Annotated in this window: 17 protein-coding genes; 10 read left to right on the forward strand and 7 right to left on the reverse strand. The window is 72.3% G+C overall.

Translation table 11 applies throughout. The annotated features are described in order from the left end of the window. Positions 1 to 2 precede the first annotated feature (2 nt). Positions 3 to 1481 (forward strand): glycoside hydrolase family 3 protein, encoded by a 1479-nt coding sequence (locus tag ACZ63H_RS23060; RefSeq protein ID WP_469867841.1) that lies wholly within the window; start codon positions 3 to 5, stop codon positions 1479 to 1481. Between the two features lie 12 nt (positions 1482 to 1493). Here ACZ63H_RS23060 and ACZ63H_RS23065 read toward each other — a convergent pair whose 3' ends face one another. Then, the gene (locus ACZ63H_RS23065) at positions 1494 to 2375 is read right to left on the reverse strand and encodes an arylamine N-acetyltransferase family protein (RefSeq protein WP_469867843.1); all 882 of its coding nucleotides are present in this window, start codon (positions 2373 to 2375) and stop codon (positions 1494 to 1496) included. A 118-nt stretch (positions 2376 to 2493) separates the two neighbouring features. Here ACZ63H_RS23065 and pgl point away from each other — a divergent pair, with 118 nt between their 5' ends. Genes pgl through ACZ63H_RS23100 form a run of 7 tightly spaced genes read left to right on the forward strand, consistent with a single transcriptional unit; the run spans position 2494 to position 9028 of the window. Further along, positions 2494 to 3192 (forward strand): 6-phosphogluconolactonase, encoded by a 699-nt coding sequence (gene pgl, locus ACZ63H_RS23070; protein WP_469867845.1) that lies wholly within the window; start codon positions 2494 to 2496, stop codon positions 3190 to 3192. Continuing rightward, positions 3189 to 4265: an ROK family protein gene (locus ACZ63H_RS23075; protein WP_469867847.1), complete on the forward strand. Its 1077-nt coding sequence runs from the start codon at positions 3189 to 3191 to the stop codon at positions 4263 to 4265. The genes pgl and ACZ63H_RS23075 overlap by 4 nt, the downstream gene beginning before the upstream one ends. A gap of 47 nt (positions 4266 to 4312) precedes the next feature. Next, complete coding sequence (locus tag ACZ63H_RS23080; RefSeq protein WP_469867849.1) at positions 4313 to 5395, forward strand: sedoheptulose 7-phosphate cyclase; 1083 nt, start codon at positions 4313 to 4315, stop codon at positions 5393 to 5395. Then, positions 5392 to 6534 carry a dehydrogenase gene (locus ACZ63H_RS23085; RefSeq protein WP_469867851.1) on the forward strand — a complete coding sequence of 381 codons (1143 nt, stop codon included), beginning with the start codon at positions 5392 to 5394 and terminating at the stop codon, positions 6532 to 6534. The genes ACZ63H_RS23080 and ACZ63H_RS23085 overlap by 4 nt, the downstream gene beginning before the upstream one ends. A 34-nt stretch (positions 6535 to 6568) precedes the next feature. Then, complete coding sequence (locus tag ACZ63H_RS23090; RefSeq protein ID WP_469867853.1) at positions 6569 to 7660, forward strand: DegT/DnrJ/EryC1/StrS family aminotransferase; 1092 nt, start codon at positions 6569 to 6571, stop codon at positions 7658 to 7660. A 28-nt stretch (positions 7661 to 7688) separates the two neighbouring features. After that, positions 7689 to 8375 (forward strand): ribulose-phosphate 3-epimerase, encoded by a 687-nt coding sequence (locus ACZ63H_RS23095; protein ID WP_469867855.1) that lies wholly within the window; start codon positions 7689 to 7691, stop codon positions 8373 to 8375. Next, positions 8375 to 9028, forward strand: a complete 654-nt coding sequence (locus tag ACZ63H_RS23100; RefSeq protein WP_469867857.1) for an HAD-IA family hydrolase — start codon at positions 8375 to 8377, stop codon at positions 9026 to 9028. The genes ACZ63H_RS23095 and ACZ63H_RS23100 overlap by 1 nt, the downstream gene beginning before the upstream one ends. Positions 9029 to 9050: 22 nt before the next feature. On the opposite strand, the gene ACZ63H_RS23105 is transcribed toward ACZ63H_RS23100, so the two are convergent. From ACZ63H_RS23105 to ACZ63H_RS23125, 5 genes are all read right to left on the reverse strand, one after another. Beyond that, positions 9051 to 10439 (reverse strand): condensation domain-containing protein, encoded by a 1389-nt coding sequence (locus ACZ63H_RS23105; RefSeq protein ID WP_469867859.1) that lies wholly within the window; start codon positions 10437 to 10439, stop codon positions 9051 to 9053. After that, positions 10436 to 10690 (reverse strand): phosphopantetheine-binding protein, encoded by a 255-nt coding sequence (locus ACZ63H_RS23110; protein ID WP_469867861.1) that lies wholly within the window; start codon positions 10688 to 10690, stop codon positions 10436 to 10438. Before ACZ63H_RS23110 ends, ACZ63H_RS23105 begins: the two co-directional genes overlap by 4 nt. Before the next feature lie 41 nt (positions 10691 to 10731). Next, positions 10732 to 13164, reverse strand: coding sequence for an acyl-CoA dehydrogenase family protein (locus ACZ63H_RS23115; protein WP_469867863.1), 2433 nt, complete (start codon positions 13162 to 13164; stop codon positions 10732 to 10734). Next, a complete protein-coding gene (locus ACZ63H_RS23120; RefSeq protein WP_469867865.1) occupies positions 13161 to 14684 on the reverse strand; it encodes a class I adenylate-forming enzyme family protein in 1524 nt (507 codons plus the stop codon). The genes ACZ63H_RS23115 and ACZ63H_RS23120 overlap by 4 nt, the downstream gene beginning before the upstream one ends. 163 nt (positions 14685 to 14847) lie before the next feature. Continuing rightward, positions 14848 to 15849: an LLM class flavin-dependent oxidoreductase gene (locus ACZ63H_RS23125; protein ID WP_469867867.1), complete on the reverse strand. Its 1002-nt coding sequence runs from the start codon at positions 15847 to 15849 to the stop codon at positions 14848 to 14850. 363 nt (positions 15850 to 16212) lie between these two features. Between ACZ63H_RS23125 and ACZ63H_RS23130 the strand changes: the two genes are divergently transcribed. Both ACZ63H_RS23130 and ACZ63H_RS23135 read left to right on the forward strand, forming a co-directional pair. Next, on the forward strand, positions 16213 to 18141 hold the full coding sequence (locus tag ACZ63H_RS23130; protein WP_469867869.1) for an ABC transporter ATP-binding protein: 1929 nt from the start codon (positions 16213 to 16215) through the stop codon (positions 18139 to 18141). A 175-nt stretch (positions 18142 to 18316) separates the two neighbouring features. Next, complete coding sequence (locus tag ACZ63H_RS23135; RefSeq protein WP_469867871.1) at positions 18317 to 20101, forward strand: ABC transporter ATP-binding protein; 1785 nt, start codon at positions 18317 to 18319, stop codon at positions 20099 to 20101. Positions 20102 to 20248: 147 nt separating this feature from the next. Here ACZ63H_RS23135 and ACZ63H_RS23140 read toward each other — a convergent pair whose 3' ends face one another. Further along, positions 20249 to 20545 (reverse strand): BlaI/MecI/CopY family transcriptional regulator, encoded by a 297-nt coding sequence (locus ACZ63H_RS23140; protein ID WP_469867873.1) that lies wholly within the window; start codon positions 20543 to 20545, stop codon positions 20249 to 20251. Positions 20546 to 20838 lie beyond the last annotated feature (293 nt).

Below are 20838 nucleotides of genomic sequence, written 5' to 3' on the forward strand. Positions count from 1 at the left end.
CCATGGACACCGTGTCGACCCTGGTCAACTCGTGCCTGCTGCCCGCCTACGGCGGAAAGCGGCCGCCCGACTGGCTCCTGCGCGAGCTGGACGACGGCCTCGCCGGTATCGTCCTGTTCGGCGCGAACCTCGGCCTGCTCGACGGCCGGATACGGGAGATCGTCACCGAGCCGCTGCGGGCCCGGCGTCCGGACATGGTCATCGCCCTGGACGAGGAGGGCGGCGACATCACCCGCGCCGAGTACCACCGGGGCAGCAACTACCCGGGCAACCTCGCCCTCGGCGTCGTGGACGACGTGGAGCTGACCGAACAGGTCGCGCAGGCCGTCGCCGCCGACCTGATCGGCCTGGGGATCACGGTGAACCTGGCGCCCTGCGTCGATGTGTGCCCCGGCTTCGACATGCCCGTGCTCGGCGCCCGCTCCTTCCACTCCGACCCGGCCCGGGTCGCCGCCCATTCCCGGGCCTTCGTGACCGGGCTCCAGCGCCACGGGGTCGCCGCGACCGCCAAGCACTTCCCCGGCATCGGCGCCACCCGGGTCGACTCGCACTTCGAACTGCCGGTGGTGGACGCCTCCAAGAAGCTGTTGCGCGAGCGTGACCTGCTCCCGTTCGCGGCCTGCGTCGAGGCCGGCGCCCAGGCCGTGATGACGGGGCACGTCCTCGTCGGCGGCGTCGACGACGTGGCGGCCACCTTCAGCCGCACGTTCATCACCGGCATCCTGCGCGGCGAACTCGGCTTCGACGGTGTCGTGATCAGCGACGCCCTGGACATGAAGGCCGCGCAGGCCGGACTGGGATTCGGCGGAGCCGCCGTGCGGGCCTGGCAGGCGGGCGTGGACCTGATGATCCTCGGGCCCATGGACGGCGAGGACGTCTGCCGGGAGATCCACCTCGCGGCACACCGGGCGCTCAAGGACGGCACGCTCACCCTGTCCCGGCTGGAGGAGGCCGCGCGGCGGGTGGCCCGGCTGCGCGAGTGGACCAGCGCTCCCCGCGAGCCGGAGCGGGACCTGAGCGGCGTCGGGCTGGCAGCCGCCCGCCGCGCCCTGGAGGTGCGCGGCGAACCACCCGAGCCGGCCGCGCGGTACGTGGTCGAGCTGCGTCCCGAGCCCAGCATTTCCTGCGGCACCGTGCCCTGGGGGCTGTCCGGCGCGCTGCGCCGCTTCGGCCGACTGGCGGGCTCCTGCGAGGCCGCCCCGGGCACGTCGGCCGGGGAGCTGCCCGTACCCGGCGCGGAGGTGCCGCTCACGGTCGTGGTGCGGGGCGGGTCGGCGCAGGCGTGGCAGAAGGAGACGGTCGCCGCCTTGGTGGCCGACCGGCCGGACGCGGTCATCGTGGACATGGGATTCGCCGACACCCCTGTGCCGGCCGGCCGAACCGTGGTCAAGACGTACGGGGCCGGACTGGTCAACGCCGTCGCGGCGGCCGAACTGCTCAGCGGCCGCCGGGCCCGCTCCGCACCCCGCGACTGGTGGTGAGCGTCCGGTGGCTCACCCGCTGCCGGTGGTGCGCCGCCAGACGTCGTGACCCGACCGCACCACGGTCCACAGCCGGGTGCGGTCGGCCTCGTCCAGGTCGTCCAGGGGGAGACCGAAACGGCCGCGCAGCACGCCGAACCACTCGTCGCGGTCCGTCACTTCGCGGCGTTCCTCACCGTCCTCGGTAATCCGGGTCAGCACACAGCCGAGCAGCAGATCGGTGCCGTGCGCGTCCCTGCGCTGCACCCGCGCCAGGCGTACGAAATCCGACCCGGGATCGGTGGAGAGAAAGGCGTGCTGGGCCGCGAACTCCTCGGGGCGGGCGGGCCGGGCGGAAATGTCGGCGCCGGCGAAACCGCGTACCGGCCAGTGGTCCAGCCGCCATGCGTCCGGCTCGAACGCGGAAGGACCCAGCTCGTATTCGAAGGGGCCTTGCCGGGTCCGTCCCTTTCGCAGCGGAACGGGTTCGTGGAGGGTGAAGCCCAAGCCCACGTCCACCAGCCACTTACCGTCCGGTGACTCCGGCGTGGGCAGTCCGCCCACGGTCAGCGCCATGTGATTCGCATTGATTCCCGGCGGCGTGTCCTCGTCCACCTTCTGCACGCCCACGCGGTGCGTGGCGACCTGATAACCAAGTTCTCCAAGCAGCATCGCGAAGGCACCGTTCAGGTGGAAGCAGTAACCGCCCCGGCCGTGCCGCGCAATGCGCTCGAAGGCTTCCTCCGCGGTGATGCCGGGAACTCTGCCGAGCTGGAAGTCCAGCGTCTCGTAGGGGATCCGCTCCGCATGCGCGCGGTGCAGCAGCCGTAGATTCGCGTAGGTGGCGGGCAGTCTCTCCGGCATACCGAGCCGGTCGAGGTATGCGTTGACGCCACTGATGAGGGATGTCGGCACAGGCGGAATTTTAGCGGTGCCCCACGTTCAAATTCTGCCCGTGGCCGATGGGTGCCGCCGCCAGTAGTGTCCCGGTTGATCAGAAAGACGGCTACACAGCCCGCCTGGGAGTTCACCCTTGAGTTCTCTTCCGTCACGAAAGTTCCCGACGCCGGAAACGGTCGCCGAGTACGCGGCCCGAACCATCGCGCAAAACGTGAGAGAAGCCGTCTTCACACACGGTGAGTGCGTCATCGCCCTGACCGGAGGGAATACCCCGGTCCGCACCTACGAACTGCTCTCGGAGCAGGAAGTTCCGTGGGAGTCCGTGCACGTGGTGCAGACCGACGATCGGGTGCTGCCCGAGGCCGAGACCGGCTCCAACTGGCGGATGATCTGCGCGACACTGCTCGACCCGGCGTCCGTCCCCGAGGAGCGGCGGCATCCGATGCCCGTCCGCTCCCCCGACCCGGCCTCCGCCGCCCAGGAACACGCGCTGCTGCTGAGTTCACTGACACCTCGTCAGCACGCCGACCTGGTGCTGCTCCAGCTGGGCCCGGACGGACATCTCGCCTCGCTGTTCGCGGGCCGCTACGAGCCGGAGGACACCTCCGGCGTCACACTGACCACCACGGCGGACGGCGCGCTGCGCATGACGCAGACGCTGCCCGCACTGTGTGGCGCTACCACCCGCATCGTCCTGGCCACCGGAGCCGGCAAGACGGAGGCCGTGGCCAAGCTGGCCGCCGCGACCGACGACACCTTCGCGACCCGGTCCTTCCTCGGCTCCGACGGCCTGCTGCTGCTGGACGCCCAGGCCGCCGGCGTACCCGCGTGAGGGGCTTCTCCGCCGCCGCGGCCCGCGCGTACGACCGCCTCGTCGTGGTGTTCGACCTCGGCGGCACCTGGTTCCGTGCCGGGGTGCTCACCGGCGACGGCACCGTGACGAGGCTGCGCCGCGTCCCGGCGATCAGCAACCGCACCTGTCCCGCACCCGTCGCCGAACTCCAGCGCCGCATCACCGACTGGCTCGTACGAACCCTGGACGAGATTCGCGACGCCTGCCCCGATCCGGTCGACACCTGCGCCGTCTCGCTGGGCGCCGCCATGGACCACCGCACCGGCGAGGTCTTCGGCGCGGCACCGCTGTTCGGCCCCGCGCGGACCTCGTGGCGGCCCGCCGACGAGCTGGCCGCCCGGCGCCCCGGCGTGCGTTGGACCGTGGTCAATGACGTGTCCGCCCTCGCGTACGCCCTGCTGGCGGACGACGGCCTGGGCCGGTCCGGCAGCGCGGCGGCGGTCACGGTCAGCACCGGTATCGCCTACCGGACCATCGACCTCGCCACCGGCCTCATCCCGGTGGACTGGACATACGGCCTCCAGGGGGAGATCGGCCACCTGCCCGCCCAACTGGCCTGGAACGGACGGGCCCTGACACTGCCCTGCGACTGCGGCGCGGACGACCACGTCAGCTCCTACTCCTCGGGCCGCGGCATCGAGCAGTTGCTGCGCCGCCTGCCCGCCCCCGCATGGGGCGGCACGGAGGTGACAGCGCGGACGGGCGCGTTCGCGGCGTTCTCCACCGCCGTCGCCTCCGGGCACCCCGGGGCGCTGCGGGTGCTCGACGCCGTGACGGAACCGCTGGCCCGCGTCCTGCTGACCCAGGCCTGCCTGAACCCGCAAGTCGAGCGCACCGTGCTCACCGGCGGGGTGGTCGACAGCCTGGGCGACCCCTATCTGGCCAGCCTCCTGGCCCACCTGAACCGACTGGGGCTGTACGGGATGTCGGACCGGGACCCGGCCTACTTCACCGGACGGATCGTGCGGGGCCGCTCCGACGGTCTGAACGCGCTGCGCGGCGCAGGAATCCACGCGAGGGGACTTCCCGACGGGAGGGTGCGCTCAGCATGAGTCATGGGGACTGGACGGTACGGACGCGGCAGGATGTGGTGTACCGCGTGACCGACGCACCGGACGTGCTGGCGCCCGGCAACGGGGCCCTGGCCAGGGCCGCACGGCTGGAGCCCGGGGCGAGCCGGCTCGTCGTCATGGACGAGAACGTCTTCGCCCACCACGGGCAGGCGGTCCTCGCGTACTTCCTCGGCCGCCGTGTCACCCCCCACGTCCTGTGCCTGTCCGGTGGGGAGGGCCGCAAGACACTCGCCGCCGTCGAGAAGATCGCGCAGGGCGCCGCCGACGCAGGGGTGGCGCGCCGGGATCCGATCGTGGCCATCGGCGGAGGTGTGCTGACCGACCTGGTGGGTCTCGCCGCCAGCCTGTACCGGCGCGGCACCCCGTACGTACGCGTGCCGACCACGCTCATCGGCCTGGTCGACGCGGCCGTGGGCGCCAAGACCGCCGTCAACTTCCAGGGCCACAAGAACCGGCTGGGCACCTACTATCCGGCCGCGGACACGCTCCTGGACCGCGGTTTCCTGAGCACCCTGGACGACCGCCACATCAGCAACGGCATGGCCGAGATCGTGAAAATGGCCGTGATCAAGGACGCCACCCTCTTCGAGCTACTCGAAGGACACACCGCCGACCTCGTACGGACCCGGTTGGACGGCGAGCGGGGGCGGCAGGTGATGCACCGCGCCATCGACGCCATGCTGGAGGAGCTGGCCCCCAACCTGTGGGAGCGCGAGCTGCGCCGGGCGGTCGACTTCGGCCACACCTTCAGCCCCGTCGTCGAAATGGTCGCGGAGCCAAGGCTCCTGCACGGCGAGGCCGTGTCCGTCGACATCGCCCTGTCCAGCGCGCTGGCCCTGGACCGGGGCCTGCTGACGCCCGCCGACGCGGTGCGTGTCCTCGCGCTGCTGCGCGCGGCCGGGCTGCCGGTGCGGCACCGGGTGTGCGAGCCCGGCTTCCTCTGGGACGCGCTGGCCGACGCCACCCGGCACCGGGGCGGGGAGCAGCACATCCCGCTGCCCAACGGCCTCGGCAAGTGCGTGTTCGCCGATGATGTGACCCTGCCCGAGCTGACGCGCTGCGTGGAGCTGCTGCACCGGCTGCTGGACGAGCCGGAGGCGACGGTATGACGGCCCCGGTGGACGCGGTCCGCAACCCGACCTGGCGGCGCATCGCCGACGGGCGCGGCCTGCGCCTGGAGCACGAGGAACTGCCCACCCGCGACGGTGCGCTGCGCGTGCTGCGGGCCGGCCTCTGCGGAACGGACCTCCAGATCCAGCGCGGTGTACGCCCCGACGCGGCGGCGGTCCTCGGCCACGAGGGCCTGGTGGAGCACCGCGGTGACGGCGGCGAACTCGTGCGCGGCATCCCCAACCCGGTGGACCCGCACGACCAGGACAGCATCCTGGGACACTCCTACGACGGCCTGCTGCGCCAGTGGTACCCGGCCGGCGGGCACGCCCGGACGGTGCTACGGAACCTGGTGCGGGCCCGCCCCGACCTGCCCGCCGACCTGGCCGTGCTGGCCGAGCCGCTGGGTGCCGTCCTGTACGGCTGGGACCTGGTGGCGGACTCCCGCGGTGCGCCCGAGTCCGTCGTCGTCTGGGGCAGCGGTACCACGGCCGTACTGACCGCGCTGGTTGCGGAGTTGCGCGGCACACCGGTCACGCTGGTGCACCCGCGCAGTGAGCGGCTGGCGTATCTGCGCGGCCGCGGGGTGCTGGACGCGACCGTCCTCGGTACCGGTGCACCCTCCCCCGGCGCGGGAGCCGCGTTCGTGTGCCTGCCGAGAGAGGCCGCCGGCCAGGCTCTGGGCGAGGCCCTGCACACGGTGCGCGAGAACGCGGCGATCGACCTGTTCGGCGGTTTCGGCACTGGGACGGTGCACGAGCTGACCAGGGAGCTGGACCTCAACTCGGTGCGCCGCGCCAATGTGTGCGGCACGCCCGACCCCGGGACGGTGGTGCCGGTGGTGCTGCCGTCCGGCAAGCGGGTGCGGCTCACGGGCCACCGCGGCACCTCCGCCCGGCATCTGCTGCGTGCGCAGGAGCTGCTGAGCACGCATCCGCGGCGCTTCGGTCCGGTGCTCAGCCATGTGATCGCGCTCGCCGACGCCGGGCCCGTCCTGCGCTCCATGGCGGCCGACCGGCCCGGGGCGCGGCTGCCCGGCGAGCACCTGAAGGTGCTGATCGACCCTGAGCTGCCCCCGGGCGGCCACCGGCGGGCGGACCTCACCACGACCGTCGCCGACCTGCCCGCGGGCTGCTGAGTGTGTTCCCCCTGGAAGCTCGAAAGGTGCAATCATGCTGGTCCCGCGCTACGGATACCCCGCGCAGTTCGACGATGTAGACGGCCTCACCCGGAGCATCACCGACCTGCTGCTGTCCGGTGACTACATCCTCGGCAAGCCGGTCGAGCGGTTCGAGCAGGCCTTCGCCGGCTATTGCGGGGCCGGGCACGCGGTCGGCCTCAACTCCGGTACCGACGCGCTGATCCTGGCCCTGCACGCGCTGGACATCGGCCCCGGCGACGAGGTCGTCACCGTCGCCAACACCTTCCACTCGACGGTGCTGGCCATCGCCCGGGTCGGCGCGACGCCCGTCCTGGTGGACTGCACGGGCACCGACTACATGATGGACGTGGACCGCCTGGAGGCGGTGCTCACGCCCCGCACCAGGGCGGTCGTCGCGGTGCACATGTTCGGCGAGGTCCTCGACATGGACCGGATCACGGCCTTCACCAGCACGCACGGCCTCGCCCTGGTGGAAGACTGCGCGCAGGCCGTCGGTGCCCGCTGGGGCGGCAGGCCCGTCGGTACCTTCGGCGACATCGGCTGCTTCAGCTTCCACCCGTCGAAAAACCTCGCCGCCGCCGGCGACTGCGGTGCGGCCGTGACCGACGACCCCGCGCTGGCCGAACGGCTGCGCCGGCTGCGCGGCCTCGGCCAGCAGGGCCAGAACGATCACGTGGAGCTGGGCTTCAGCAGCCGGATGGACTCCGTGCAGGCGCTGGTCCTCCACCACAAGCTGCCCCGGCTCGACACGTGGAACCGGGCCCGGCGAGCGCTCGCCGAGCGGTACACGGCGGCTCTCGCGGGGAGCGCCGTGACCGTTCCCGCGGCCAGTGACGCCCATGTCTTCCACATGTTCCAGGCCGTCGTGCCAGAGCGGGACAGGACCCTGGCGGCGCTGCGGGAGGCGGGGGTCGACGCGGTGATCCGCTATCCGGTGCCGATCCCGAGGCAGCCTGCGTTCGCCCCGTACGCGTTCGACGCGGACGCCTTCCCCCACACGGACTTCCTCGCCCGTAACGGGCTGTGCCTGCCGCTGCGACCCGACATGGGCCACGACGACGTCGACCTCGTGGCCAGGACGCTGCGGTCGATCACCGGCTGACCGACAAGACGAGACTGAGGAGATCACCATGGACGGCAAACCGACGGACGAGGGCCGGGCCGCCATCGTGCCGGGCCTGTTCGGCGCCGACCCCCTGGAGTACGGGCGGGCGGTGGCCGACGCGGCCCGCACGGACGCGGAGCTGTTGCATCTCGACATCATGGACGGCCAGTTCGTGCCGGACATCAGCTTCGGGCTGAAAGCGGTACAGTCCGTCCGCAAGGCGTTCGGGCGCAGGCTGGACGCGCACCTCCAGGTGGAGCGGCCGCAGGCGCACCTGGACGGATTGATACGGGCGGGTGTCGACCTGGTGTCGGTGCACGTCGAGAGCACCCCGCACATCGCGCGGCTGCTGCGGGACTTGGGGAGCAACGGGGTCGCCGCCGGAGTCGTGCTGAACCCCGGCACACCGGTGTCGGCCGTCGAGGAGATCGCCCACCTCGTGGAGCAGGTCGTGGTGATGGCCGTGAACCCCGGCACCAGCGACTTCCTGGACTACACGGTGGGGAAGATCCGGCGGCTGCGCGCGGACCTCGACGCCCGGGGGCTGGGCCACATCAGGATCGCGGCGGACGGCGGGGTGACGGCGGAGCGGGTGGCGCTGCTGCGGAAGGCCGGGGCCGACCGGCTGATCGTGGCGTCCGCGCTGTTCCGGGATCCCGCCGGGGTGGAGCCGGCGTACCGGTCACTGTGCGCGGCCGCGGTGGAGGCCTGATGGCGGGCGGTGCCGGGTGGCCGGCCGACGCGCGGCTCCTCTTCGACATCGACGGCACCCTGGTCGACTCCAGGGACCTGATCGTCGCGGTGTGGCGGCAGGTGGCGGCCGAGTTCGGCGCGGACGCCGAGGCGATCCTCGCCGTGTGTCACGGAAGGCGGGACGCCGACATCGTGCCGGTGTTCTTCCGTCCCGGGGACGTGCCGGCGGTGCTCGCACGCATCCAGGAGTTGGAGAGGGCCCGGGGCGGCCTGGTCCGTCCGATGCCTGGCGCGCGCGCCCTGCTGGGCGGGCTCGCCGACGACCGGTGGGCGGCGGTGACCTCCGGCCCGAGCGCCCTGATGACCGGGCGGCTGCGCGACGCGGGCCTGCCTGTGCCGAAGGTCCTGGTCGCCGCCGACCATGTCGAGCGGGGCAAGCCGCACCCGGAGGGCTATCTCGCGGCGGCTTCCGCCCTCCACGTCGCCCCGTCGAGGTGCGTCGTCGTGGAGGACGCCCCGGCGGGTGTGGCCGCGGGGCGCGGCGCGGGCATGTTCGTCGTCGCCGTCACCACCACGCACACGGCGGGGGAACTGGAGGGCGCCCATGTGGTGCTGGAGGAGCTCGGCGCGCTCCACGGCGTGCTGCCGGGCGCCTTCTCCGGCCCGGCGTAGCCCTGCCCCCGTCCCGCGTGCGTCAGGCGGCGGGGGTCGCCTCCACGGCCGCCGAGACGATGACCTCCTCGACTGCCCGCAGCAGCTGCTCCGTCCGCTCCCGCGGCAGGTACCACAGGTCGGTCAGGGCGTGGTGGACGTCGACACCGTCCACCTCCTCCACCCAGTACCAGAGCGTGACCTCCTGCCGGGGCCGGGTCCCGTCCCACGTCACCGCCGTACGCGGCAGCAGGGCGCGGACCGCGTCGGCCGTGGCCTCGCCGTCGGCGGGCACGGGCCGGGCGGGGCGCAGGTCGTTGAAACCGCACGGAAGCTCGATCCGGGCCACGCCCCGTTCGGCGCTCACCCGCGAGCGCAGCTCGGCCAGCGCCACCGGGTCGCACTGGGACCTGCGGTACGCCTGGAGCGTGGCCCGACCGGTGTCCCGTACGACCTCGGGGAAGGTCCGTTCCCCGGTGTGAACCAGCGTCGCGCAGCTGCCGAGCGCGATGCCGACGAGGTTCTTCAGCTCCGTCAGTCCGCGGTTGGACGCGATGAGCTTCAGCGGCACCCGGGGGCGCCCGGTGAGGCGGCCCAGCACGACGTTGACCGCGGCCATCACCACGGTCGTGCCGCTCGCCCCGAGCCGGTGCGCCACTGCGCGCGTCGCGAGGGTGAGCGCGGGGGAAGCAAGACTGAGCTGCCCGAACCGCTCCGGATCGTCCAGCGGCGGTGGTGTGGGCCCCGGCGGGTCGAACACGGTGTGCGGGGCGTCCCGCAGAATCCGCTCCCAGTGGCCGAGCGCGGCCTGCGAGCGGTGCCGGCCGGCCGGCGCCGCCTCGGCCTCCGCCTGGTCGAGCGGCTGCCGCTCGGCCGGCGGGAGCGCCGGTACGGTGGTTCGGCCGCTCAGCAGTTCCGTCAGCTCGCCGGTGAGCAGCTTCAGACCGGAGAAGTCGATAGTGACGTGCGAGACGACGATCAGCAGATACCGGGGCGCGCCGGCGTGTTCCAGGACCGCGGCCCGCAGCGGCGGCTCCTCGGACAGCTCGAACCGCCGGCCGCGCAAGTGCCCCTGCAACCAGCCGGCGGCCTCGTCCGCTGTGGCGCCGTGCGTCCGGTAGACGTGCAACCGAAGCTCATCGGCGGCGAAGACCTCCTGGTACGGGCTGCCGTTTCCGTCGGTCGGGTAGCGGGTGCGCAGGCTCTCGTGCCGGGCCGCCACGGCCGCGAGCAGGCCGGCGAGGCCGGACACCTCCCAGCCTGACGGGACGGCCAGCCGCCGGGCGGTGTTGAAGTAGTGGTCGTACGGCTCCATCCACTTCGTGTCGTCCCACTGCACGCGCTGCGCCCAGGTCAGCGGGGCCCGGCCGGAGCGCTGCCCGACGACGGGCACCCGCACCTCGCGCACCAGAATCGCGGGGGCACCCGTCACCGCTGCTCCCGCAACGATGCCACGGCCGCCCACAGAGCACCGGGCGTGGCGAAGTTCTCGGGCGTCAGCAGCTCGTCAGGGATGGCCACCTCGAACGCCTCCTCCAGGCTGACCAGGAGCTGCACGGTCGCCAGCGAGTCCAGGCCGAGCCCGGACAGCGCCGCGTCCGGGCTGAGTTCCCGGTCGGCGTCCAGCAACGGCAGGTGTTCCCGCAGGACTTTTTCGAACTGCGCGTTCCACTCGGTTCGCACTGCGTGTCTCTCCGCTCTGCTTGTCAGGTGTGCGGCGCTCGTCAAGTGCGCGGCGCGCCGCCGATGAGGCCGACCGCGCGGTCCACGAGGCACAGAGTGCCCGTGGCAGTCAGCAGGCGGTCGTTGGAGTAGTTCAGGGCCGCCGAGCGCAGGTCGCGCAGGTGACGCTCCAGCGGTACGGGCGAGTCGGCCCGGTAGCCGAGGCCGAGCCCGGCCAGTGAGACGCACTGGTCGGCCGCCCGGTACGTCAACTCGGACGCCAGCACCTTCAGGGTGTTGAGGTGGATCTGCACCGCGGTGCCGGTCAGGTCGCCGCCCTCGGCACGGCGGCGCGAGACCTCCCCCACGCACTGGTGCAGGTAGGCGCTGACGGCCTCGATGTCCATACGGGCCCGGGCCAGCCGCTCGGCCACCAGGTCCGACTTCAGGTCGGTGGATGTCGGTCGCCCGGGCGAGCGGAGTACTGTGACCAGCTCGGACAACGCCTGCCGGGCCGCGCCCAGCCAGCAAGCCGCCCAGCCGATGTGCCCCAGCGGGATGAAGCTGCCGAGGGCGACGCGGGAGAAGGCGCCCCGCTCGCCGACGACGTTGCGGGCGGGCACCGTGCCCTTCAGGCGCAGGGCGACACTGTGTGTGCCACGCATCCCCAGCGGGTTCCAGTCACCGCTGACCGCCACGTCCAGCCGGTCGCGGTCGGCGTACACGAGCGTGACCTCGCGCGCCGCGGCGTCGGGCGCGTCGCGCATGGTCAGCAGGAAGCCGTCGGCCACGGCGCCGCCGGTGACGACGGGCGCGTCCCGCTCCACCAGCAGGCCGTCCCCGCCCTCCCGCAGCGGCGCCGCGCTGGTCAGCAGATGGCCACCGGTCTGTTTCTCGGAGGTGATGGAGCCGAGATACACCTCCCCGGCGGCGATCCGGGGCAGCAGGTCCGCGCGCAGCTCCTCGCTGCCGAACCGCACCACCGCGTCGGTCTGCTGGCAGTGCATCGCCCAGATCATCGCGCTGGACAGACAGCCCGAGGCGAGGATCTGCGCGACCTCGGCCAGCTCCGCCAGGCCGCCGCCGAGGCCACCGTAGCGTGCCGGAACCAGCAGGCCCATCAGTCCGCTGCCGCGCAGCGCGTTCAGCGACTCCACGGGGAAGCGGGCCTCGGCGTCCACTCGGCGGGCGTGCTCGGCCAGCACGTGCAGCACGGCGCGGGCCCGCTCCGCCGCGCGCGCCGACCGTGCCAGTGACGCTTCGGCGGGTCCGCGCCGCAGGTCCAGGCGGGTCGCGGACACCACATCGCCGCCGCGCAGGGCGACCTCGCCGGGGGCGGGCCGGGACAGGAAGCCGATGAGGCTGGCGCTCAGCCCGTAGGCACCGGTGTTGGGGATGACGAGAAGATCGTCCGGGGCGGGGACGGGCAGCACGGTGTCGTACGCCAGGGTGTCACTGGGCGTGCACAGCGGTCCGACGAGTACGACCCGCCGCTCCTCCCCGCCGTCGTCGGGGCCGGGGCCGGCGGGAACCGCCTGCGCCCGCACGGGCGGCAGCCTGCGCAGGCCGGCCAGCCCCCCGAGTGTGTTCACCCCGGCGTCCAGCACCACAAAGGTACGGCCCTTGCTCTCCTTGACGTCGGTCACCCTGGTCAGCAGTCGGCCGCAGGAGCCGCTGAGATACCGGCCCGACTCGAACACGACGTCCACCCCACCGTCCCGCCAGCCGGCGAAGTACTCGTCCAGCCCGTTCTCCAAGGCGCCTCGCAGCCGCGGGTAGTGAGGTCTCGTGCCAGGGATGGCGTAGGGGTGGGCGAAGCCGCCGCCCAGGTCGAGGACGGATACGGGCAGGCCGTGCTCGTCGCGCAGCAGGGCGGCCGTGCGGATGTTGGTGACGAGCTCGTGGATCAGGCTGTCCTCGTCGCGGGCATTGGTCATGGCGAACATGTGCAGCCCGACGGATTCCACGGCGCCCTCGGCGAGGACCCCGGCGACCGCTGGGGCCCACTCCCCCACCGCGTCCAGGTCCAGCCCGAACTGGGAACTCGTGCCGGTCATCCGCAGCCCGGCCGTTCCCTCGCCCGCGCTGCCGTTGATGCGCAGCAGACAACGCGCGGTCACTTCCCGTCGCCGCGCGGCGCGTGCGATGCGCCGCAGGTCGGTCACCGACTCCGCGGAGAAGAAGGTGACGCCGCGCTCCATGGCCCGGGCCAGTTCCCCGTCCGTCTTGCCCGGCCCGGTGTACAGGCACGTCCCGGGGTCGTGCCCGGCCAGCAGCGCGGACTCCAGCTCACCTGCCGAGCTGATCTCGGCACGGCAGCCCGCCTCTCGCAGGGCGCGCACGACCTCCGGGTGCGGGTTGGCCTTGAGGGAGTAGAACAGGGTCGCTCCCGGGGGAAGTTGGGAGCGCAGCGCGGTGGCGGCCCCGGCCGCCTCGGCCAGGTCGTAGACGTACAGAGGACTGCCGTACCGCTCGACCAGCGTGGTGGGCTTCATCTCTGCTGTGTCCTCACGATCTCGGCCAGTGCTCTGCGGTCGGTCTTCTGATGGGGGGTGAGCGGCAGCCGCTCCAGCATCAGACAGCGGTCGGGCAGCTTCGCCGCCTCCAGCCGCTCCACAAGCCCCTGGACCAGCGGCTCGGTGGAGGGCAGGTCGGCGACGGCGCACAGCACCAGCTTGTCCGGGTCGTGCACGGACACGGCCGCCGCCGCCCGTACGCCGGGGATGTCCAGGGCGGCCGCCTCGATCTCCAGCAGGCTGACCCGGGTGCCCCGGTGCTTGACGATGTCGTCCCGCCGGCCGGCGAAGTACAGGTGGCCGTCCTCGTCCATGTATCCGAAGTCGCCTGTATACAAAGCGACTTCACCGGTCCGTTCGTCGCGGCGGAATCGGCGCGCCGTCAGTTCCGGCGCACCCCAGTAGCCGCTCATGACGTGGGGACCGCGCACCACGAACTCGCCCTGCTCGCCCGGCGGGAGCGGCGTGCCGTCCTCGTCGGTCACCTCGACGGCGGTGCCGGGGAGCGGGGGCCCGACTGATCCCGGCTTCGCCAGATCGCCGTCGGGCTCCAGGACGGACACCCTCTTGCACTCGGTGATGCCGAACATGAGCGCGAGCCGGGCGCCGGGAAAGCCGGCCCGCAGGCCCCGGCAGGCGGTCTCGGTCAGCGCCGCGCCCGTGTTGGTGAACAGCCGGACGCGGGTGGCGGCCGGGTCGCGCCCGGCCAGGTGCGTGAGCAGCTGCGCCAGCGACGGCACCAGCGGTACGACGGTGGCGCCGGCCGACCGGATCCGCCGGAGCAGGGTCAGGTCGTGCCCCTCCTCGGCCAGATGTACGGCAGCGCCGCTGACCGCGGCGAGGAAGAGCTGGTAGAGGCCGTAGTCGAAGGACATCGGGAGACGCACGAACACCACGTCGTCCGGGCGGTATCGCAGCACCTGGTCGATCGCCCGTACGGCGAAGACGATCTGGCGGTGCGGGCAGACGACGGCCTTGGGCGCCGCGGTGCTGCCGGAGGTGTAGATGAGCAGGGCCGCGTCGTGTCCGGTGGCTGACGCGGGACGGACACCGGCCGGCTCGGTCGCCCGGATCTCCTCTCCTGCCTCGTCGAGTTCGAGGACCGGCGCGTGCGTCGCCTCCCGGAGCGCTCCGACCGTACGGGCGTCACCGAGCACCAGCGACGGGTCGGCGTCTCGCAGGACGGTGGTGAGGTGGAACGGCTTCATCTGCGGGCTGACCGGCACGAGTACGGCACCGAGACGGGACGCCCCGTACAGCAGCGTCACCAGCTCCTTGCGGTTGGGCAGCTGGGTGAGGACGCGGTCACCCCGGCGGATCCCCCGGTCGCGCAGCCAGGCAGCGGCCCGCAGGCTGGTCTCGCGCAACTCCGCGTAGGTCCACTGCCCGGCGGTGTCCGCGACGGCGGGCGCATCGGGTCGCCGGTGCGCGGCCGCGTCCAGCAGATCGTGGACGAATGCGGGGCCGGTCGCCGGGAACGGCTCGGAGGCATAGGACATGTCACCTCCCACGGGTGTGTTTCGGGGGTTGTCCACAAGATCGGGGAAAGAGCCTCGCTGGAAGATAGCAAGAGACCTGCTGTTCAACTTCCGTCCGGGATAAGGCGTTCAACTGCTCGGAATGGGCTGTTGAACGCCGACGCGCTGGTACCCCGCAGGTGTGTCATCGGGGCAGAGCCGCGAACGTGGCCTCGGCGTGCGCGAATTCCTGTTCCTCCAAGATATTGCCGAGAAGTACCGTGGTCGCCCCCGCGTCGAGATAGCGGGACAGATAGCGGGCCACGGACGCGTAGTCCCCGACCAACTGGGGTGCGTAGCCCTTTCCGCTGCGGTAGCCGCCGGTCCAGTACACGCCGTCGTACACGTCCCCGTCGGTGGCCAGGTGCGCCAGTCTGCGACTCCAGTCGGACTCGGAGTCACGGCGCAGCACGGTCCTCATGTGCGCCGCCCGGTTGGTGACGTACCGCTCGCGGGCCGCCGCCCACGCCTCGTCGGCGGTCGGGCGGGCGATCAGTTCGACCCGGACGGCGAGGCGGGGCCCGCCCGCGAGCCCTGCGGCGTAGTCCCGGGCGAACCGGTCGACGGGCTCGGGGTGGGTGACCGCGACGTCGGCCACGGCGCGGGCCGCGGCCAGTGCCTGCCCGGACGAGCCGGCCACGAAGACGCGGGGCATCAGCGACGGGTCGATCGGCGCGGGGCAGGGCAGACCCGCGTACTGGTAGTACCTGCCCTCGTGGTGCAGCGGCCCGGCCGAGCGCAGCAGTGCCCGAACCACGGTGATGAACTCCTCCGCCCGCTCGTACCGCTCGTCGTGTCCCAGCGGATCGCCGGCCTGGGCCAGCTCCGCCGCGGAGGCACCGGTGATCAGGTTCAGGTCGACCCGGCGGCCGTACAGCGCCGTCAGGGAGCGGATCATCTGCGCGACCGTGAACGGCGGTGCCGCGTACGGCTGGACGGCGACCAGCGGCACCAGCCGGCTGGTGCGTTCCAGTACGGCCGAGGCGATCTGCCAGGGGTTGAGGTCCCGGTTGTTGTAGAAGGACAGCAGTCCGGTGAACCCGGACTTCTCCGCGTTCTTGGCCACTTCTTCGAGCGTGGTGGCACTGTGCGCCTCGCCCGGGCGCGCGGTCGTGGCCGTCGCGTAAACGTCGAAAGGGTGATTCATCGTTTCCTCGCTCCGCCCTCGGACAGGTGTCCCGGACGGTCAAGCGGCGGGTGCGCCCGAACATAACAACGTCCCGAAAAAGGCGTCCAGGAGCGCTAATTCACACCGGTTGAACATCGTGGTCGTGCCGTCGGACACGATATGGTGATGCGCGTCGAAAACGCCTTGGCGTGTCTTTCCAGGGCTCGTGAGGATGCTGTTCCATCGGCAAGGACGCGTTTCCCTCGCCCCCGGAACAAGAGGCCACCGGTCCCCCGGGCCGTCTTCGCTTCGGCCCGTACGCGCGCGGCGGCCCGGGTCTCCGGTGCGCCCGCCCAGGGCTTGCCGTCACCCGCTGCCGAGCCCATCGAAGCTGGGGGAAACATGACCGTTCCGACCCTCACCGCGCCCGCGACCTCCCTGCGCGCACGCGCGGAGCGCTGGTTCGGCATCCTGCGGTTGCTGCCGCAGGCCGGCACCGGACCCCTTGTGGCATCCGTGCTGGTGAACATCCTCCTGGGGCTGCTGCCGCTCGCCTTCGTCGTCGCGATGAGCGCCCTGCTCCACCGGCTGCCGCGAGCCGTGGACGGCGGCGGCTGGGGCACGGTCGCCCTCGCGCTCCTCGTTTCCGTCGGCTCTTTCGTCGCACAGCAACTCGTCGCGCCGTTCCGGGTGTTCACCGGGGAGATCGTCACCCGCCGGGTGGACGGGTACTGTGTGCGGCGCCTGATGCGTGTCTCGCTCACGGACATACCGGTCGACGTGCTGGAGCGGCAGGGCACCCTGGACCTGCTCAACGACGCCCGCACTCCCTTCGAGGGCCACATGGCCGGCCCCGGCCAGGCCGCCGCCGGACTGCTGGCTTTGGTATCCCGCTACACCCAACTCGTCGGCGCCTGCCTGCTCGTGGGCGTGGTCCTCTCCCCCTGGACCGGGCTGCTGGTCGCCGTGACCGCGCTCGTCGTCCGCTTCGGGCAGCGCGGCTCCCTGGGCCGGTTCGCCGCCCTGTGGGGCGGGCTGACGACCGAACGTCGTCGGCTGATGTACATCCGCAGGACCGGCTCGGGCGCGGGCATCGCCAAGGAGATGCGGATGTTCGGGCTTTTCGAGTGGTACCGCGCCCGCCACCGTGAGGAGACCGACGCCCTGCTGAAGCCGCTGTGGGCCGGGCGCCGGCGGCTGCTGTTCGCGCCGTTCGTCCGGCTGGCCGTGGTCGGCCTGATCGGCGGTTCCCTGACGCTGCTGGAGTTGGGCCGGGCCGCCGGCGACGGCGAGCTGTCCCTGCTGGAGCTGGCCATCGCGGTGCAGGCCGTGCTCATCCCGCTGCGCTTCGGCGTCTATTTCCCCGAGAGCGACGTCGCCACCCAGTACGGCATGCAGTCCTTCGACGCGCTCCTGGAACTGGAGCGCGTTACCGACACCGCCCCGGCGACGGACGCCCGTACGGGAGCCTCCTCCCCGCGAGCGGCGCCCGGCGGGCCGGGCCGGCTGACACGGGGAATCCGCTTCGAGGACGTGACTTTCGCCTACGCTCCGGACGCGCCCGCCGTGCTCGACCACCTTGATCTGGAGATCGAGGCGGGCAAGGCCACCGCGATCGTCGGACTCAACGGCGCGGGCAAAACCACTCTGGTCAAGCTGCTCACCCGGCTCCACGACCCCGGCAGCGGAAGGGTGACCGCCGACGGCCACAACGTGACCGCCTTGGACCCGCGGGCGTGGCAGCGCCGCTTCGCCGTGATCTTCCAGGACTACATCCGGTACGAGATGTCCCTGGAGGACAACGTCCGCATGGGCGCCCCGGACACTCCCGCCACGCGCGCCGCGCTCACCCGGGCGATCGAACGCGCGGACGCCGCAGAGGTCGTGGACGCGCTCCCCGAGGGCCTTCGTACCGTCCTGTCCAGCCAGTACGAGGGCGGCCAGGACCTCTCCGGCGGACAGTGGCAGCGTGTCGCCCTTGCCCGCGCGTTCTTCGCCGCCGAAACGGGCGCGGAGATCCTCGTCCTGGACGAGCCGACGGCACAGCTCGACGTGCGGGCCGAGGTGCGGTTCTTCGACCGCTTCCTGAAGATGACCGAGGGGCTGACCAGCGTCATCATCTCGCACCGCTTCTCCACGGTCCGCCGCGCCGACCACATCGTCGTCCTCGAACACGGCCGGGTCGTCGAGCGCGGCACCCACGCGGAACTGATCGCCGGAGGCGGGCGGTACGCCGAACTGTTCCGGCTCCAGGCCCAGCGCTTCGACGGCTCCGGGGGTGGTACGGGATCAGCGGCCCGACGCCCGATGCCGGTCGAGGACGCGCGGTGAGGGCGGGCTCCCGGCTCTCGTGCTGTGTCCGCCACGGACGGGCCCGGCGCGCGTTGGCCCTGGGGTCCGGCGCTCCCCCGGGACCACGGGCCGCCGAGGTCCCGGAGCCCGCGGCCGGCCCCACATACCGGCATGACGAGACCGCGCAGACCACCGAGCACCAGGAGGCCGGGCAGTGAACACCGTGTGGACGGCCGTACGGCCCCTGCTCGTGATGGCATTCCGCACCAGCCGCGCGAAGTTCGCCGGCGCGGTGACGCTACTGCTGCTCGGCTACCTCGCCACCCCGGCCGTCGCCCTGCTCCTCAAGGGCGTTACCGACGCGGCCCTCTCCGGCACCCCCGGCACCGTGGCCGGCTACGCGCTCGCCACGGCGACGGCCCTCGTCTTCGAGCTGATGCTGGGTCACTTCGCGCACCTGCTCTACTTCGAACTGGGCGAGATGGGCGAGGCGGCGCTCCAGGAGGAGACCCTAGGCGTCGCCAACGGCACTCCAGGACTCGAACACTTCGACAGCCCGCGGTTCGCCGACCTCCTGGCCCTGGTCCGCCAGGATCTGCACCGTACCCGGCAACTCCTCGAAGCCGTACTCCAACTCGGAGGCCTTGCCGTGCAGTCCGCGGTGACAGCCGTCATCCTCGCGCTGCTCAATCCCTGGCTGATTCTGCTGCCGGTGGCGGCCGTCCCGCCCATCCTCATCGGCCGCCGCGCCCAGGCCCTGGTGGACCGGGCGAAGGAGGCGTCCGCAACGCCCGTCCGCCACAGCCGCCACCTGCTCACCCTGGCCACCTGGGCGAACTCGGTGAAGGAGCTGCGGCTCTACCGCGCCGAACGTACTCTGCTGCGCCGCCATGAGCAGGACTGGGACGCCGCCACCGACGTCCTCATGCGCGCCCACGCCCGCGCGGCGCTGCTGCGCGCCGCGGGCCAGCTGCTGTTCGCCCTCGCGTACGGCGCCGCCATCCTCCTGGTGGTGGACCAGGCCCTCGCGGGCCGCTCCACCGTCGGCGACCTCGTTCTCCTCATCACCCTCGCCGTGCAGGTCAGCACTCAAGTGGCCACCGCGCTCGGCCTGTTCGTCATGGTGCAGGACGGCGGGCGCACTTTCGAACGGCTGGCGGAACTGAAGGAGAGGGCAGCGGGTCACCGGCACGCGGACGGCACCGCCGCCGTTCCGCAGCGGATGAGCGGGGAGATCCGGCTGGAGAACGTCGGCTTCCGCTACCCCGGCAGCGACCGGTACATCCTGCGCGGCCTCGACCTCACGCTGGCCGCCGGCTCCACGGTCGCGCTCGTCGGCGAGAACGGCGCGGGCAAGAGCACCCTGGTGAAACTGTTGTGTGGCATGTACCAGCCCACCGAGGGCCGGATCCTGGTCGACGGCACTGACCTGCGGGATGTGGAACCAGGCGCCTGGACGGCACGTGTCGCCCCCCTCTTCCAGGACTTCGCCCGGCTGGAGCTGCTGCTGCGGGAGAACGTGGGCATCGGCGCCGTCGACGCCATCGGCGACGACGAGGCGGTCCGCGGTGCGCTGGCACGCGCCCACGCGGACAAGGTTCTCGCCCGTGTCCCCGGCGGGCTGAACGGACTGCTGGGCCGCAGCTACGGCGACGGGGCGGAACTGTCCGGCGGCCAGTGGCAGACCCTCGGGCTGGCCCGCACGCTCATGCGGGAGCGCCCGCTGCTCCACATCCTGGACGAACCTGCTTCGGCGCTCGACGCCGCCGCCGAGCACGCCCTCTTCGAACGGTTCGGCAGCGACGCCCGCCGCAGCCGCCGGGAACTCGGCGCCGTCACCGTCTTCATCTCGCACCGCTTCTCCACGGTCCGGATCGCCGACGTCATCGTGGTCCTGGACGGGGGCCGGATCCGCGAGGCCGGCAGCCACGAGGAACTCATGGCCGCCGGCGGCACGTACAGCGAAGTCTTCGCTCTCCAGGCCGATGTGTACCGATGAAGCGCCGGACCCTGACACGCCGGCCGCAAACCGCACGGCACGTCCCGGGGCCGGGGCGAGGTCCGCTTGAGCCATCCGGGCCGTGGAGGCGGCGGGAGCGGACGGTGTGGCCGGGCGCCGCGTGCGCGGCAACCCGGCCACACCGATTCACCGGGCCTGAGTGGCGGCCGCGATGACCTCGGACTCCTGTCCGGTCACCGCGGAAGACACCTCCGGAGCCTGTCCAGAGGACTTCTCCTGGGCCTTGCCTGCGGCCGTGTAGAGGATAGCCGTGCCCTGCTTGGAGCGCTCCGCGTGGCCCTTGGCAACCAGATCCTCGAGGGTGTTGCGCACGATGGTCGTCTTGACGCCGCGCTGTGGGTGAGTCTCGCCGAGGGCGGCGGCGATCTCCACGGCCGAGCGCGGTTCGTTCGTCCCGGTGAGATGTTCGCGCACCAGGTCCACCAGGGTGGGCTGCTTTTCGGCCTTCCTCTTTCCCGCCGCAGTCTCGGACTTCGCTTGCGTGGCCGTCTTCGCCTTGGTCTTCGACCGTGCCTCCGCCTGCGATTCGGCGTTTGCCTTTACCGGGCTGGTGCCGGCCGACTTCTTCCGCCGACCCTGCTTGGCTTGGCCCAGCCCGGACGCGGCAGACCGAGAGGCGGTTGACCTCGCAGCGGCGGCTCCCGATGCGCCGGAGCGAGCAGCGTTCTTCCGGGGGCCGGCACAGCTGCGGTGGCGGGCGCCGCAGGGCCGGGCCC

It is taken from the genome of Streptomyces sp. NPDC104831, from assembly GCF_055583025.1.

What these genes read in the sequence shown, in the direction of transcription:
- ACZ63H_RS23085 (WP_469867851.1), top strand. Translation starts at nt 5,392, where the DNA reads ATGACGGCCCCGGTGGACGCGGTCCGCAACCCGACCTGGCGGCGCATC.
- ACZ63H_RS23060 (WP_469867841.1), top strand. Translation starts at nt 3, where the DNA reads ATGGACACCGTGTCGACCCTGGTCAACTCGTGCCTGCTGCCCGCCTAC.
- ACZ63H_RS23115 (WP_469867863.1), bottom strand. Translation starts at nt 13,164, where the DNA reads ATGAAGCCCACCACGCTGGTCGAGCGGTACGGCAGTCCTCTGTACGTC.
- ACZ63H_RS23120 (WP_469867865.1), bottom strand. Translation starts at nt 14,684, where the DNA reads ATGTCCTATGCCTCCGAGCCGTTCCCGGCGACCGGCCCCGCATTCGTC.
- ACZ63H_RS23125 (WP_469867867.1), bottom strand. Translation starts at nt 15,849, where the DNA reads ATGAATCACCCTTTCGACGTTTACGCGACGGCCACGACCGCGCGCCCG.
- ACZ63H_RS23130 (WP_469867869.1), top strand. Translation starts at nt 16,213, where the DNA reads ATGACCGTTCCGACCCTCACCGCGCCCGCGACCTCCCTGCGCGCACGC.
- ACZ63H_RS23100 (WP_469867857.1), top strand. Translation starts at nt 8,375, where the DNA reads ATGGCGGGCGGTGCCGGGTGGCCGGCCGACGCGCGGCTCCTCTTCGAC.
- ACZ63H_RS23090 (WP_469867853.1), top strand. Translation starts at nt 6,569, where the DNA reads ATGCTGGTCCCGCGCTACGGATACCCCGCGCAGTTCGACGATGTAGAC.
- ACZ63H_RS23095 (WP_469867855.1), top strand. Translation starts at nt 7,689, where the DNA reads ATGGACGGCAAACCGACGGACGAGGGCCGGGCCGCCATCGTGCCGGGC.